The organism is uncultured Amnibacterium sp. (genome assembly GCF_964245895.1).
Lineage (GTDB): Bacteria > Actinomycetota > Actinomycetes > Actinomycetales > Microbacteriaceae > Amnibacterium.
In genome coordinates this window covers 1-13,811 of sequence record NZ_CAXTOQ010000088.1, presented here as the reverse complement: position 1 = coordinate 13,811, position 13,811 = coordinate 1, and the positions used below count along the sequence as shown (strand labels likewise).

At 71.2% G+C, this 13,811-nt stretch carries 12 protein-coding genes and 1 pseudogene; 8 read left to right on the top strand and 5 right to left on the bottom strand.

The window, feature by feature from the left end; all coding sequences use genetic code 11:
- The 4 genes and pseudogenes from ACFE60_RS12285 to tkt all read right to left on the bottom strand — a co-directional run.
- Window positions 1-95, bottom strand: a pseudogene (locus ACFE60_RS12285) (OpcA protein); the annotation flags it as partial.
- Entirely contained in the window at window positions 92-1,633 is a 1,542-nt protein-coding gene (gene zwf, locus ACFE60_RS12280) for a glucose-6-phosphate dehydrogenase (protein ID WP_375389145.1), read from the bottom strand. The pseudogene ACFE60_RS12285 and the gene zwf, both read right to left, overlap by 4 nt.
- Window positions 1,634-1,694: 61 nt before the next feature.
- Window positions 1,695-2,819, bottom strand: coding sequence for a transaldolase (gene tal / locus ACFE60_RS12275; protein ID WP_375389144.1), 1,125 nt, complete (start codon window positions 2,817-2,819; stop codon window positions 1,695-1,697).
- Between the two features lie 33 nt (window positions 2,820-2,852).
- Window positions 2,853-4,967: a transketolase gene (tkt, locus tag ACFE60_RS12270; protein WP_375389143.1), complete on the bottom strand. Its 2,115-nt coding sequence runs from the start codon at window positions 4,965-4,967 to the stop codon at window positions 2,853-2,855.
- Window positions 4,968-5,126: 159 nt separating this feature from the next.
- Between tkt and ACFE60_RS12265 the strand changes: the two genes are divergently transcribed.
- The 7 genes from ACFE60_RS12265 to ACFE60_RS12235 all read left to right on the top strand — a co-directional run bounded on the left by ACFE60_RS12265 (window position 5,127) and on the right by ACFE60_RS12235 (window position 11,405).
- Window positions 5,127-6,062: a heme o synthase gene (locus ACFE60_RS12265; protein WP_375389142.1), complete on the top strand. Its 936-nt coding sequence runs from the start codon at window positions 5,127-5,129 to the stop codon at window positions 6,060-6,062.
- Window positions 6,062-7,066 (top strand): heme A synthase, encoded by a 1,005-nt coding sequence (locus tag ACFE60_RS12260; RefSeq protein ID WP_375389141.1) that lies wholly within the window; start codon window positions 6,062-6,064, stop codon window positions 7,064-7,066. Before ACFE60_RS12265 ends, ACFE60_RS12260 begins: the two co-directional genes overlap by 1 nt.
- Window positions 7,067-7,289: 223 nt before the next feature.
- The gene (gene sufB, locus ACFE60_RS12255; RefSeq protein WP_375389140.1) at window positions 7,290-8,708 is read left to right on the top strand and encodes a Fe-S cluster assembly protein SufB; all 1,419 of its coding nucleotides are present in this window, start codon (window positions 7,290-7,292) and stop codon (window positions 8,706-8,708) included.
- Between the two features lie 81 nt (window positions 8,709-8,789).
- Window positions 8,790-9,959, top strand: coding sequence for a Fe-S cluster assembly protein SufD (gene sufD, locus ACFE60_RS12250; protein ID WP_375389147.1), 1,170 nt, complete (start codon window positions 8,790-8,792; stop codon window positions 9,957-9,959).
- Window positions 9,959-10,297 (top strand): non-heme iron oxygenase ferredoxin subunit, encoded by a 339-nt coding sequence (locus tag ACFE60_RS12245; RefSeq protein WP_375389139.1) that lies wholly within the window; start codon window positions 9,959-9,961, stop codon window positions 10,295-10,297. The genes sufD and ACFE60_RS12245 overlap by 1 nt, the downstream gene beginning before the upstream one ends.
- 14 nt (window positions 10,298-10,311) lie before the next feature.
- Window positions 10,312-11,076 (top strand): Fe-S cluster assembly ATPase SufC, encoded by a 765-nt coding sequence (gene sufC / locus ACFE60_RS12240; RefSeq protein ID WP_375389138.1) that lies wholly within the window; start codon window positions 10,312-10,314, stop codon window positions 11,074-11,076.
- Window positions 11,076-11,405 (top strand): metal-sulfur cluster assembly factor, encoded by a 330-nt coding sequence (locus tag ACFE60_RS12235; RefSeq protein ID WP_375389137.1) that lies wholly within the window; start codon window positions 11,076-11,078, stop codon window positions 11,403-11,405. The genes sufC and ACFE60_RS12235 overlap by 1 nt, the downstream gene beginning before the upstream one ends.
- Window positions 11,406-11,469: 64 nt before the next feature.
- Here ACFE60_RS12235 and ACFE60_RS12230 read toward each other — a convergent pair whose 3' ends face one another.
- Window positions 11,470-12,072, bottom strand: a complete 603-nt coding sequence (locus ACFE60_RS12230; RefSeq protein ID WP_375389136.1) for a biotin transporter BioY — start codon at window positions 12,070-12,072, stop codon at window positions 11,470-11,472.
- 130 nt (window positions 12,073-12,202) lie between these two features.
- On the opposite strand from ACFE60_RS12230, the gene ACFE60_RS12225 reads away from it, so the two are divergent.
- Window positions 12,203-13,801: an ABC-F family ATP-binding cassette domain-containing protein gene (locus ACFE60_RS12225; protein WP_375389146.1), complete on the top strand. Its 1,599-nt coding sequence runs from the start codon at window positions 12,203-12,205 to the stop codon at window positions 13,799-13,801.
- Window positions 13,802-13,811: the final 10 nt, after the last annotated feature.

The window sequence follows — 13,811 nt, the reverse complement described above, 5'->3', positions numbered from 1 at the left end:
ACGCGGCCGAGGGCGACGGCGCCCCCTTCCTCGCGGATCGTGACGAGGGCGCGGCTCACCTTCGCGACGGTGGTGTCGGGCAGGTCGACGATCACGGGCGCCTCCAGACGCGGCCGTCACGGCTCATCAGGGCATCGGCGGAGGAGGGTCCCCAGGTGCCGGGGCGGTACTGCTCCGGCTGCCCGGCTGACGCCCAGAAGCGCTCGACCGGGTCGAGGATCATCCAGGACAGCTCGACCTCCTCGTGCCGGGGGAACAGGGGCGGGTCGCCGAGCAGCACGTCGAGGATCAGCCGCTCGTACGCCTCCGGGCTCGCCTCGGTGAAGGCGTGGCCGTAGCCGAAGTCCATCGTGACGTCGCGGACCTGCATGCCCGCGCCCGGCACCTTCGAGCCGAAGCGGATCGTCACGCCCTCGTCGGGCTGCACCCGGATCACCAGCGCGTTCTGGCCCAGCGGGGTGGTCCCGCTCTCCGCGAAGAGCTGATGGGGCGCGCGCTTGAAGACCACGGCGATCTCGGTGACCCGGCGGCCGAGGCGCTTGCCGGCGCGCAGGTAGAAGGGAGCGCCGGCCCAGCGGCGGGTGTTGATCTCGAGCTTCAGCGCCGCGTACGTCTCGGTCGTCGAGGCGGGGTGCATGCCGTCCTCCTCGAGGAAGCCGACGACCCGCTCGCCGCCCTGCCAGCCGGACGCGTACTGCCCCCGCGCGGTCGCGGCGCCCAGGTCGCGGGGCAGCCGGACGGCGGAGAGCACCTTCTCCTTCTCCGCCCGCAGGTCCTTCGCGTCGAACGAGACCGGCTCCTCCATCGCGGTGAGGGCGAGCAGCTGCAGGAGGTGGTTCTGGATCACGTCGCGGGCGGCGCCGATGCCGTCGTAGTACCCGGCCCGCCCGCCGACGCCGATGTCCTCGGCCATCGTGATCTGCACGTGGTCGACGGAGTTGGCGTTCCAGATCGGCTCGAACAGCTGGTTGGCGAAGCGCAGCGCCAGGATGTTCTGCACCGTCTCCTTGCCCAGGTAATGGTCGATGCGGAAGACCGCGTCGGCGGGGAAGACCCGCTCGACGACGGCGTTGAGCTCGCGCGCCGTGGTGAGGTCGGAGCCGAACGGCTTCTCGATGACGACCCGGCGCCACCGGCCGTCGCGCTGCTCAGCGAGCCCGGCGCGCGACAGGTGCTCGGTGACCTGCGGGAAGTCCTTCGGCGGGATCGACAGGTAGAACGCGGCGTTCCCGAGCGTGCCCCGCTCCTCCTCGAGCCGCGTGAGCGTCTCCCGCAGCCGGTCGTAGCCCGCGGGGTCGTCGAAGGTGCCCTGCACGAAGCGGATGCCGCGGGAGAGCTGCTGCCAGACCTCCTCGCGGAACGGCGTCCGGGCCGAGGCCTGCACGGACTCGCGGACGACCTGCACGAACCGCTCGTCGGTCCAGTCGCGCCGCGCGAACCCGACCAGCGCGAAACCCGGCGGCAGCAGCCCGCGGCTCGCGAGGTCGTAGATGGCCGGCATCAGCTTCTTGCGGGCGAGGTCGCCGGTGATCCCGAAGATGACCAGCGCGGACGGCCCGGCGATGCGGTTCAGCCGGCGGTCGGAGGGGACCCGCAGCGGGTTGGAGCCGGGGCTCACGAGGGGAGCGGTCATGCGACCTCCTGTCATGGAGACGGCCGGCGCCCGTGGGCGCCGGCCGTTCCGCGGTCCGGGATCAGGCGGACTCGAGCGCCTTCGCGACCGTGTCCGTCAGCTCGTGCCAGGACACGATGAACTTCTCGACGCCCTCGCGCTCGAGCAGCGCGGTGACCTCGTCGATGTCGACGCCCGCCGCCTTCAGCTTCTCGAGGTCCTCGCGGGCCTCGTCGTACTTGCCGACGATCGTGTCGCCATGCACCTCGCCGTGGTCCGCGACCGCGTCGAGCGTCTTCTCCGGCATCGTGTTCACGACGCCGTGGGTGACGAGGTCGACGACGTAGAAGGTGTCGGGGAGGCTCGGGTCCTTCACGCCGGTGGCGGCCCAGAGCGGACGCTGGCGGTTCGCGCCCTGCTCCTGCAGCTCGATGGCCCGCTCGGTGCCGAAGGCCTCGACGAACAGCTCGTAGGCGAGGCGCGCGTTCGCGACGGCCGACCTGCCCTTGAGCGCCTTCGCCTCGTCCGTGCCGATCGCGTCGAGACGCTTGTCGATCTCCGTGTCCACGCGGGACACGAAGAACGAGGCGACCGAGTGGATGGTCGAGAGGTCGACGCCGGCCGCAGCGGCCTGCGTGAGGCCCTCGAGATACGCCTCGATGACGGCCCGGTAGCGCTCGAGCGAGAAGATCAGCGTGACGTTGACGCTGATGCCGGCCGCGATCGCCGCGGTGATCGCGGGCAGGCCCTCGACCGTCGCGGGGATCTTGATCATCACGTTCGGCTTCTCGATCGTGCTCCAGAGCCGCTTCGCCTCGGAGATCGTCGCGTCGGTGTCGTGCGCCAGCTCGGGCGACACCTCGATCGACACCCGGCCGTCGTAGCCGTTCGACGCGGCGTACACGCCGGCGAAGACGTCCGCAGCGTCCGAGACGTCCTTGGTCGTGATCTCGAAGATCGCGGTCGCGACGTCCGCGCCCTTCCCCTTCAGCTGCCCGACCTGCTCGTCATAGGACTCGCCCTTCGACAGCGCCGCGGCGAAGATCGTCGGGTTCGTCGTGACGCCGACGACGTTCTTCTCGTCGATCAGCCGCTGCAGGCCGCTCGAGGTGATCCGCTCCCGCGACAGGTCGTCGAGCCAGATGCTCACGCCCGCCTTGGAGAGGGCGGCCGTGTTCGATTCGGTCTGGGTGTCCGTGATGCTCATGTCAGCTCCTTGGATTCGTTCGGGAGAACCGCGTCAGCGGCCCAGGGATTCCTTCGCGGCGGCGACGACGTGCTCCGTGGTGATGCCGAACTCCTGCAGCAGGAAGTCCCCATCGGCGCTCGCGCCGAAGTGGTCGATCCCGACCGCCCGGCCCTGGTCGCCGATGTACTTGTGCCAGCCGAGCGTCGCGCCCGCCTCGACGGAGACCCGGGCCTTGACGGCCGCCGGCAGGACCGACTCCCGGTACTCGGGGGTCTGCTCGTCGAACCACTCGAGGCTCGGCGCGGACACCACCTGCGCGTCGATGCCCTCCTCGGCGAGCTTGAGGCGCGCCTCGACGGCGACCTGCAGCTCCGAGCCCGTGGCGATCAGGACCACGTCGGGCGTGCCGTTCCTCGCCGCGGCGAACACGTAGGCGCCCTTCGCGACGCCGTCGGCCGAGGCGTACGTGTCGCCCGACGCCTCACCGTCGCCTCGCTCGAACACCGGCAGGTTCTGGCGGCTGAGCGCCAGCCCGGCCGGGCCCATGCGGCGCGACATGATCTGCCGCCACGCGGCGGCGGTCTCGTTCGCGTCGCCGGGGCGGATGATGTCGAGGTTCGGGATGAGCCGCAGCGCCCAGAGGGTCTCGACCGGCTGGTGCGTCGGTCCGTCCCCGCCGAGGGCGACCGAGTCGTGCGTCCAGACGTAGATCGTGGGCGCCTTCATCAGCGCCGCGAGCCGGACGGCGGGCCGCATGTAGTCGCTGAAGATCAGGAACGTCGCGCCGAAGACGCGGGTGTTCCCGTGCAGCACGATGCCGTTCAGGATGTTGCCCATCGCGTGCTCGCGGATGCCGAAGTGCAGCACGCGCCCGTAGGGGTTCGCCTTCCACATCGCGGTCGCGCGCTCCGGCGGCAGGAAGCTGCCGACGCCCTCGATGGTCGAGTTGTTCGACTCGGCGAGATCGGCCGATCCGCCCCAGAACTCCGGGAAGCGCTTCGCGAGGCCGTTGATGACCTTGCCGGAGGCGACGCGGGTGGAGACCGCCTTGCCCGCCGGGAAGACGGGGACGTCGGCGAAGGCGTCGTCGGGCAGGTCGCCCGCGAGCACCCGGTCCAGCAGCGCCTTGCGCTCCGGGTTGGCGTCCGCCCAGGCGTCGAACCCCTCGTCCCACTCGGCGTGGAGCGCCCTGCCCCGGTCGACGGCCTCCCGGGTGTGCGCGAGCACCTCCGGCGCGACGTCGAAGGTCTTCTCGGGGTCGAGCTCGAGCGCCGCCTTCAGGCCCTCGACCTCGGCGTCGCCCATGGCGGACCCGTGGATCTTGCCGGTGTTCCGCAGCGTCGGGGCCGGCCAGCCGATGATCGTCTTCAGCACGATGAAGGACGGCCTGTCCGTGACCTGCTGCGCCGCGAGGATGGCCGCGTGCAGCGCGGGGACGTCCTCGTGGTAGTCGGCGCCCGCCTTCCAGTCGACGGTCTGCACATGCCACCCGAGCGCCTCGTAGCGCTTCGCGACGTCCTCCGACAGCGCGATGTTGGTGTCGTCCTCGATGGAGATCTGGTTGTCGTCGTAGAAGACGATCAGGTTGCCCAGCTGCTGCGTGCCCGCGAGCGAGGACGCCTCGTTGGTCACGCCCTCCTCGATGTCGCCGTCGCCCGCGACCGCGTACACGAAGTGGTCGAACGGGCTCTCGCCGGGCGCGGCGTCCGGGTCGAACAGGCCGCGCTCGAAGCGGGAGGCGTACGCGAACCCGACGGAGGCGGCGAGACCGGAGCCGAGCGGGCCGGTCGTGATCTCGATGCCGTCCGTGTGCCCGTACTCCGGGTGGCCGGGCGTCTTCGAGCCGTACTGGCGCAGCTGCTGCAGGTCCTCGAGCTCGAGGCCGTACCCGCCGAGGTAGAACTGCACGTACTGCGTCAGCGACGAGTGGCCGTTCGACAGGATGAAGCGGTCCCGCCCGAGCCAGGTGGAATCGGACGGGTCGCGGCGCATCACCTTCTGGAACAGGAGGTAGGCCAGCGGCGCGAGGCTGATCGCGGTGCCGGGGTGACCGTTGCCGGTCTTCTGCACGGCGTCGGCCGCCAGGGCACGGGTCGTGTCGACCGCCCTCTGGTCGAGCTCGGTCCAGTCGAGCTCGGAGGTGGTGCGGGTCTGCAGGTCGGTCACGACGATCCTTCCGTCGGTGGAGTTCGTAAGCGGTGGCTGTACGGCAGCCGTCAGGAAGTCTATTGACGGCAGGACGGCCGCCGGATGCCTCGTCCATGCTGGCGCGGTCAGGTGGACGGCGGCCTCGTGCAGGGGTCGATTCACCTAGAATCCTCAGCAGTGAGCACCACGGTCGAGGCGGGGGACGGGCAGGCCGAGGCCGCCCGGGACGGACGTGTCCCCATCGCCCGGCAGGCCAGGGGCTACGTCGCCCTGATGAAGCTGCGGGTGGTCGAGCTGCTGCTCGTGACCACCGTCCCGGTCATGATCCTGGCGGCGGGCGGGGTGCCGGACCTGCTGCGCGTCGCGGCGACGCTGGTCGGCGGCACGCTCTCCGCCGGCGCCGCGAACGCGTTCAACATGGTGATCGACCGGGACATCGACCGGGTGATGCACCGCACCCGCCACCGCCCGCTGGTGACCGGCGATCTCACCCCGCCGCAGGCGCTCGGGTTCGCCTGGGTCCTGACCGTCGCGTCGACGCTGGTGCTCACCCTGCTGACCACCTGGCTGGCCGCGGCCCTGTCGCTCGTGGCGATCGGCTTCTACGTCTTCGTCTACACGCTCTGGCTGAAGCGGCGCACGAGCCAGAACATCATCTGGGGCGGGCTGGCCGGGTGCTTCCCGGTGCTGATCGGCTGGGCCGCGGTGACCGGGTCGCTGTCGCCGGCGGCCTGGGTGCTGTTCGTCGTGATCTTCCTGTGGACGCCGCCGCACTACTGGCCGCTCTCCATGAAGTACCGCGAGGACTACTCGTCGGTCGGCGTGCCGATGCTGGGCGCGATCCGCACGCCGTCGCAGGTCGGGCTGCAGACCGTGCTCTACGCGTGGGCGACGCTCGCCTGCACCCTGCTGCTCATCCCCGTCGCGGGCATGGGCCCCGTCTACGCCGTGACCGCGCTCGTCGCCGGCGGGTGGTTCGTGTGGGAGACCCACCGGCTGTACGCGCGGGCGCTGGCGGGGGAGCGGATCGCGCCGATGCGCGTCTTCCACGCCTCGATCGGGTCGCTGTCGCTGCTGTTCATCGGCATCGCCGTCGACGCCCTCCTCCGCTGATGGGGGCAGGAGGCGCCGCGCGGCCGCGCCCGCGCACCCCCTTCGCATGGCTCGCCGACCGCGTCGTGCTCGGCAGGCGCGCGCTCTCCTGGGGGACCACCGCCGCCCTGCTGGTCAGCATCCTCATCATCGTCACCGGCGCCGTCGTGCGGGTGACCGGCTCGGGCCTCGGCTGCCCGACGTGGCCGCAGTGCGAGGCGGGCTCGCTGACGACCACGCCTGCGCTCGGCGTCCACGGCGCGATCGAGTTCGGCAACCGTGCCCTCACGTCGGTGCTGGTCGTCGCCGTCGGGTGGGCGATCGTCGCCGCCGCCCTGCAGCGCCCCTGGCAGCGCACGCTCGCCCGCCTGACCTGGAGCCAGTTCTGGCTCGTCGTCGTCAACGCGGTCGCGGGCGGCATCACGGTGCTCGTGGCGCTGAACCCCTACATGGTCGCGCTGCACCTCGTGCTCGCGTTCGCGCTGCTCACGACGACGACCCTCGCGTGGCACCGGGCGCGGCAGTCCGCCGCGGCAACGGAGGTGACCGGCCCGGCCCGGCCGCTCGCCGCGGTGCTCACCGCGGTCACCGCGGTGCTCGTGCTGCTCGGCACGTTCGTCACCGGGGCGGGTCCGCACTCGGGCGACTCCGCCGACGTGCCGCGGATGGGTGTCAGCTGGACCCTGGTCACCGCCGTGCACGGCGTCACCGCCGTGCTGACGATCGTGCTCGCGGCGCTGCTGCTCGTGCTGCTGCGCTCGGGAGGCGCCGCGACCGCGCTCGCGAGGCGTCGGGTGGTCGTGCTGCTGGCGGTCCTCGGCACGCAGGCGCTCGTCGGCGTCGTCCAGGCGCTGACATCGCTGCCCGGCGGGCTGGTGGTCGTGCACCTGCTGGGCGCGGCCCTGGTCTGGGTCGGCGTGCTCCGCGTGCTGCTCGACACCCGTCCGACGCTCTTCGGCGGGGTCGTCCCGGTCCGCGACCAGGCCGTCGACGAGCGCGCGGATGCGTCCGCGGTGGTCCGCTGATCGCCTCGGGCACACCTGCCGCGGGGCCCGCGGCAGTAGGATCGGCGTTCGGCCGGAGCCCAGCGCACCCGGACCGCGGCGGGCCCATCGGGCCGCGACCCGCGGCCCAGGACGTGCCGTGGGCCACCGAACGGCACCGACGCCCGTCGCGATGCGTCGCGAGCCGACGGAATGCGGCGTCCCGCCGTCCTGTTCGGTACCGGTAAGGAGAGGAGCACCACTGATGTCAGACGTGCTGATCGACCGACCCGAGCTCGAGGGGCTCGGCGTCTACGAGTTCGGCTGGGCCGACTCCGACGCCGCTGGCGCCTCCGCGAAGCGGGGGCTCTCCAAGGAGGTCGTCGCCGACATCTCGCGGCGCAAGAGCGAGCCCGACTGGATGCTGCGCAACCGGCTCAAGGGCCTCGCCATGTTCGAGCGCAAGCCCATGCCGACGTGGGGCGCCGACCTCACCGGCATCGACTTCGACAACATCAAGTACTTCGTGAAGTCCACCGAGAAGCAGGCCCAGACGTGGGAGGACCTGCCCGAGGACATCCGCACCACCTACGAGCGCCTCGGCATCCCGGAGGCGGAGCGGCAGCGCCTCGTCGGCGGGGTCGCCGCGCAGTACGAGTCCGAGGTCGTCTACCACCAGATCCAGGAGGAGCTGGAGGAGCAGGGCGTCATCTTCATGGACACCGACACGGCGCTCAAGGAGCACCCGGAGCTGTTCCAGGAGTACTTCGGCACGGTCATCCCGGCCGGCGACAACAAGTTCGCCGCGCTGAACACCTCCGTGTGGTCCGGCGGGTCGTTCGTCTACGTGCCGAAGGGCGTGCACGTCGACATCCCGCTGCAGGCCTACTTCCGGATCAACACCGAGAACATGGGCCAGTTCGAGCGGACGCTGATCATCGCGGACGAGGGCTCGTACGTGCACTACATCGAGGGCTGCACGGCGCCGATCTACAAGAGCGACTCCCTGCACTCCGCCGTCGTCGAGATCATCGTGAAGAAGGACGCCCGCGTCCGCTACACGACGATCCAGAACTGGTCGAACAACGTCTACAACCTCGTCACCAAGCGGGCCATCGCCCACGAAGGCGCGACGATGGAGTGGATCGACGGCAACATCGGGTCCAAGGTGACGATGAAGTACCCGTCGATCTACCTGGTCGGCGAGCACGCCAAGGGGGAGACCCTGTCGGTGGCCTTCGCCGGGCCCGGTCAGCACCAGGACGCCGGCGCCAAGATGATCCACATGGCGCCGTACACGCAGTCGTCGATCGTCTCCAAGTCGATCGCGCGCGGCGGCGGCCGGGCCGGGTACCGCGGCGAGGTCCGCGTGGATCCCGCAGCGCACCACTCCGCGAACACCGTGCGGTGCGACGCGCTGCTGGTCGACACCATCAGCCGCTCCGACACCTACCCGGCCATCGACATCCGGGTCGACGACGTGCAGCTGGGCCATGAGGCGACCGTCTCGAAGGTCAGCGAGGAGCAGCTGTTCTACCTGATGAGCCGCGGCATGCCCGAGGACGAGGCGATGGCGATGATCGTGCGCGGCTTCATCGAGCCGATCGCGCGCGAGCTGCCGATGGAGTACGCCCTCGAGCTGAACAAGCTGATCGAGATGGGCATGGAAGGGAGCGTCGGCTAGGTGGCGGACACCGCTGAGACCGAGGTGCAGACGCTCTCCACCGACCCGGAGCACCCCGCCCAGGGCACCACGACGCCCGTCGTGACCGGGACCGGCACGCGGCCGTCGATCATCGCCGACGCGACGACCGGTCACGGCGACGTGCCCGTGCAGACCCGCAACGCCCGGTTCGCCTCGACCGACGTCACGGCCTTCCCGCCGGTGACCGGCCGGGAGGCGACCTGGAAGCTGACGCCGATCGCGGACCTGCAGGACCTGATCGGCGGTTCGCTCGACGGCTCCCGGTACGAGGTCGAGACGACCGCCACCGGCGGCGCCGAGGTCACCTGGGTCGGCCGGGACGACGCGAGGATCGGCACCGCGGGCGTCCCCGAGGACCGGGCCGCCGCGAACGCCTGGTCCTCCTTCCAGGAGGCCCTGCTCGTCCGCATCACGGGCGAGGAGCCCGCCGCGGCGACCGTCACCCGCACCGCGCTCGGCGCCGCCGCGCGCGGCGCGCACACGATCGTCGACGTCGCTCGCTTCGCGAAGGCCGTCGTGGTCCTCGACAACCGCGGCGACGCCCACCTGGCGGAGAACGTCGAGATCCTGGTCGGCGACGAGGCGGACCTGACCGTCGTGTCGGTGCAGGACTGGGCCGACGGCGCGAAGCACGTCGCGAACCACTTCGCCCGGGTGGGCAGGAACGCCCACCTGAAGCACGTCGTCGTGTCGTTCGGCGGCGGCGTCGTGCGGGTCAACCCCTCCGTCGTGCTCGCCGGCTCCGGCGCGGACGGCGACCTGCTCGGTGTGTACTTCGCCGACGCGGGCCAGCACCTCGAGAGCCAGGTCTTCCTGTTCCACGAGGCCGACCACACGAAGGGGCGCGTCGAGTACCGCGGCGCGCTGCAGGGCGACGGTGCGCACACGGTCTGGATCGGCGACGTGCTGATCGGCCCGGACGCGACCGGCACCGACTCCTACGAGCAGAACCGCAACCTCGTGCTGACCGACGGCACGCGGGCCGACTCCGTGCCGAACCTCGAGATCGAGACGGGGGACATCGCCGGGGCGGGCCACGCGTCCGCGACCGGCCGGTTCGACGACGAGCAGCTGTTCTACCTGCAGGCTCGCGGCATCCCGGAGGAGCTCGCCCGACGGCTCGTCGTGCGCGGCTTCCTCTCCTCGATCGTGCAGAAGATCGGGGTGCCGGAGCTCGAGGAGCGCCTGCAGGAGGCGATCGAGGCCGAGCTCGCCGGATCGGACCGCTGATGGCGGCCGAACGCGTGTGCGGCATCGACGACCTCGAGCAGGACTCCGCGCTCCGCGTGGTGCTCGGCGGCGTCCCGATCGCCGTCGTCAAGGACGCGAACGGCGACGTCTTCGCGATCGGCGACACCTGCACGCACGGCGACATCTCCCTCGCCGAGGGGTTCGTCGAGGACGACACCCTCGAGTGCTGGGCCCACGGCTCGAAGTTCTCGCTCACGAGCGGTCGCCCGCTCACCCTGCCGGCGTACCAGCCGGTCCCCGTCTTCGCGGTCACCGTGTCGGGCGGCGACGTCCTCGTCGACCCGACACCCGTGCCCGCCGATCAGCTCCCCGCCTGAGTAAGGAACACAGCATGGCCACCCTCGCGATCCGCGACCTCCACGTCTCGATCGAGACCGATCAGGGCACGAAGCCGATCCTCCGCGGCGTCGACCTCACCATCGCCGAGGGGGAGACCCACGCGGTGATGGGCCCGAACGGGTCCGGCAAGTCGACCCTCGCGTACACGATCGCGGGCCACCCGCGGTACCACGTCGACTCCGGCTCGATCACGCTGGACGGCCAGGACGTGCTGGCGATGACCGTCGACGAGCGCGCCCGCGCCGGGCTGTTCCTCGCGATGCAGTACCCGGTCGAGATCCCGGGGGTCACCGTGTCGAACTTCCTCCGGACCGCGAAGACCGCGATCGACGGCACGGCGCCCGCCATCCGCGGCTGGGTCAAGGACGTCCGCGGCTCGATGGAGGCGCTGCGGATGGACCAGACGTTCGCGGAGCGCAACGTCAACGAGGGCTTCTCCGGCGGCGAGAAGAAGCGCCACGAGATCCTGCAGCTCGAGCTGCTGAAGCCCCGCTTCGCGGTGCTCGACGAGACGGACTCCGGGCTCGACGTCGACGCGCTGAAGGTGGTGTCCGAGGGCGTGAACCGCGCGAAGGACTCGACCGGGCTCGGCGTCCTGCTGATCACGCACTACACGCGGATCCTGCGGTACATCGAGCCGGACTTCGTGCACGTGTTCGTCGCCGGCCGGGTGGCGGAGGAGGGCGGCCCCGAGCTCGCCGACCGGCTCGAGGACGAGGGCTACGACCGCTTCCTGACGGCCGAGGCGACCGCCTGATGCCCACGCCGCTCGCGCCGGAGCGCTTCGACGAGCTGTCCGAGGCGCTGAAGGACGTCGTCGACCCCGAGCTGGGCGTCAACGTCGTCGACCTGGGCCTGATCTACGACCTGAACTGGGACGACGAGAACGACGCCCTCGTCATCAACATGACCCTCACCTCCGCGGGCTGCCCCCTCACCGACGTGATCGAGGACGAGACCGCGCAGGCGCTGGACGGCCACGTGGAGCGGTTCCGGATCAACTGGGTGTGGATGCCGCCATGGGGCCCGGAGCGGATGACCGACGACGGCAAGGATATGATGCGCGCGATCGGCTTCCAGATCTGAGGCCCGACGGCGCCCGTCCAGCGGGTGGTTCGACGCGCGGTGGCCGTGCGCGCCGAAGCGCCGGTCAGCGGTCCTTGCGCGCGTCAGCCCGGTCGACCAGGGCCCAGGCGCCCCGGAGGACGCCGGCAGCGATCGCCGCCTTCACGAGGCCGCCGATCACGAACGGGTACAGCCCGCTTGCGAGCGTCTCGCCCCACGAGAGGTCCAGCGACGCCTTCAGCCACGGCAGGCCCAGGAGGAACACCACGCCGGAGCCGCCGACGAACGCGAGCATCCCGGTGAGCAGCCCGCGCTCCCAGCGGCGCTGCGCGAGCAGGCCGGTCGCGGCGGCCGCGAGCACGAAGCCCAGCAGGTAGCCGCCGGTCGGGCCGAGGATGGTCGCCGTGCCGCCGTCGAAGCCGGAGAAGACCGGGGCGCCGAGCGCGCCGACCAGCACGTAGAGGGCCATCGACAGCGCGCCGCGCACCGGTCCGAGTGCCGCGCCGACGAGCAGCACGGCCAGCGTCTGCCCGGTCACGGGCACCGGCCGGAGCGGGACCTCGACCTGCGCCAGCGCTGCTGTGAGGAGCATGCCGCCGACGACGAGCAGCGCATCGGTGACGAGGGACCGCGGCAGCACGCGGTCCGCGAGGACGGGACGGACGGGGGCGAGCGGGATCGAGGACACGGGCGGCTCCTTGGGGGGCCGGTCGGGCACCGGCCGCGAACTACACTAGGAGCGCTGCCCGCTCGGCCTTCTGTGCCGATCGAACAGGGCGTGCCCCGATCCGTCGTCGATCTCATCAAGGGAGTCCGTTCTGATCGCCGTGCACGGTCTCGAGATCACCATCGGTGCGCGCACCCTGATGGCCGACGTCGAGTTCCGGGTGGGCGACGGCGACAAGATCGGCCTCGTCGGGCGCAACGGCGCCGGCAAGACGACGCTCACGAAGACGCTCGCGGGGGAGACGCAACCGACGGCCGGCCGGATCGACCGCTCCGGCGAGATCGGCTACCTGCCGCAGGACCCCAGGGCCGGCGATCCCGAGCAGCTCGCCAGGACCCGGATCCTCGATGCGCGCGGGCTGGGCACCATCCAGCTGCAGCTGGCGGAGGCGACCGAGCGGATGGGCTCGGCGGACCCCGCCGTCGCGGAGAAGGCGATCAACCGGTACGCCCGGCTGGAGGAGGAGTTCCTCGCCCGCGGCGGGTACGCGGCCGAGGCCGAGGCCGCCTCCATCTCCTCCAACCTCGCGCTGCCTGACCGCATCCTCGACCAGCCCCTGAAGACGCTGTCCGGCGGGCAGCGGCGCCGCATCGAGCTGGCGCGGATCCTGTTCAGCGACGCCGGCACCCTGATCCTCGACGAGCCGACGAACCATCTCGACGCCGACTCGATCGTGTGGCTCCGCGAGTTCCTGAAGACCTACAAGGGCGGCGCGATCGTCATCAGCCACGACGTCGACCTGGTCGGCGACGTGGTCAACCGCGTCTTCTACCTCGACGCCAACCGGCAGGTGCTCGACGTCTACAACATGGGCTGGAAGCAGTACCTGAAGCAGCGCGAGACGGACGAGCAGCGCCGCAAGCGCGAGCGCCAGAACGCCGAGAAGAAGGCCGGGGCGCTGCAGCTGCAGGCCGCGAAGATGGGCGCGAAGGCGACGAAGGCGGTCGCTGCGCAGAACATGGTCCGCCGCGCCGAGCGCCTCCTGTCCGGGCTGGAGGAGGTCCGTCAGGTCGAGCGTGTCGCGAAGCTGCGCTTCCCGGACCCTGCGCCATCGGGGAAGACGCCGCTGATGGCCTCCGACCTGTCGAAGTCGTACGGCTCGCTCGAGATCTTCTCCGCCGTCGACCTCGCGATCGACCGCGGCTCGAAGGTCGTGATCCTGGGCCTGAACGGCGCGGGCAAGACCACGCTGCTGCGCATCCTGGCCGGCGTCGATCAGCCGGACACCGGGCAGCTGCAGCCGGGGTACGGCCTGCGCGTCGGCTACTACGCGCAGGAGCACGAGACGATCGACGTCAAGCGGTCGGTGCTCGAGAACATGGTGTCGGCGGCGCCGAACCTCACCTCGACGGAGGCGCGGCGCGTGCTCGGCTCGTTCCTGTTCACGGGCGACGACGGCGACAAGCCCGCAGGGGTGCTGTCCGGCGGGGAGAAGACGCGGCTGGCGCTGGCGATGCTCGTCGTCTCCGCGGCGAACGTGCTGCTGCTCGACGAGCCGACGAACAACCTCGACCCGGCGAGCCGCGAGGAGATCCTCGGCGCGCTCGCGAACTACACCGGGGCGGTCGTGCTGGTCAGCCACGACGAGGGCGCCGTCGAGGCGCTGAACCCGGAGCTCGTCCTCCTCATGCCGGACGGCACCGAGGACCTCTGCACCCCGGAGTACGCGGAGCTGATCAGCGTCAGCTGAGCGGTCAGCG